This is a genomic window from Neisseria sp. P0021.S006, assembly GCF_051956895.1.
In genome coordinates, this window is record NZ_JBQCWZ010000495.1 from 1 (window position 1) to 998 (window position 998).

Sequence of the window (998 nt, forward strand, 5' to 3'; positions counted from 1 at the left end):
CTACCGACCAAGACTTACTGACTGCGCTCAACCGCTTCGGCCTCGACAAAATCATCCGCAACCATCCACGTGGTTTGGATATGCCTCTGGGTGAAGACGGCTTAGGCTTGTCCGGCGGTCAAAAACAAATCATCGCCCTGGCACGCATGACCTTGCGCAACCCGAAAGTCGTCTTGCTGGACGAGCCGACCACCAGCCTGGACCAGGCTACCGAACGCATGGCGCTCAATGCTATTGCCCAATGGGGTCGCAACCGCACCATGCTTTTGGTGACCCACCGTCCGCAAGTGCTGCAAATCGTCAACCGCATCATTGTGATGGATAATGGTAAAGTCGTGATGGACGGCCCGCGTGACCTCGTATTGCAAAAACTCATGCAAAACGAACAGGCCAAAGCAGCCAACGCCAAACAACAGCAACAAGCTGCTGCTGCCTCTCAATCAGCAGCACGATAAAGCAAAAGGCCGTCTGAAACCTACTTGCCCTTTCAAACAGCCTGCCCTAATGGTTAAAATCCACCAAACACAATAAAGACACACGATTATGAGCCGCGAAAACAACGTCAAATCCAAAGATCTCGACCTTATCAACGACCTCAACGCCGCCCTGCAAAAAGAAAAACACAGTGGCCAGTTTATTGTCATCATCCTGTTTTTTATTCTGATGATTGTCTTCGTTATTTGGGCTTACAACAGCCCTGTCGAAGAAGTTACCCGTGGCAACGGCAATATCATTCCCAGCAGCCGTGAGCAAGTAATCCAAAGCCTGGATCCCGGCATCGTAACCGAAATCATGGTTAAAGAAGGAGATATGGTCGAGAAAGATCAGATTCTGATGAAACTCGACGACACACGCAGCTCCGCCGTTTTGCGCGAAAGCGAAGCCAAAGTCGCAAACCTCGAAGCCACTATTGCCCGCCTTAAAGCTGAAGCCTACGGAACCAAGCTCTCCTTCCCTGACAGCGTGGGTCCCGAGCTTCGCCGTCGCGAAATCGCCGC

At 51.8% G+C, this 998-nt stretch carries 2 protein-coding genes; both read left to right on the forward strand.

Annotated features, from left to right (window positions below):
• A partial coding sequence (locus ACTHUM_RS15230; RefSeq protein WP_440403316.1) for an ATP-binding cassette domain-containing protein occupies positions 1-455 on the forward strand: 455 nt, incomplete at its 5' end.
• An 88-nt stretch (positions 456-543) separates the two neighbouring features.
• A partial coding sequence (locus ACTHUM_RS15235; RefSeq protein WP_440403317.1) for a biotin/lipoyl-binding protein occupies positions 544-998 on the forward strand: 455 nt, incomplete at its 3' end.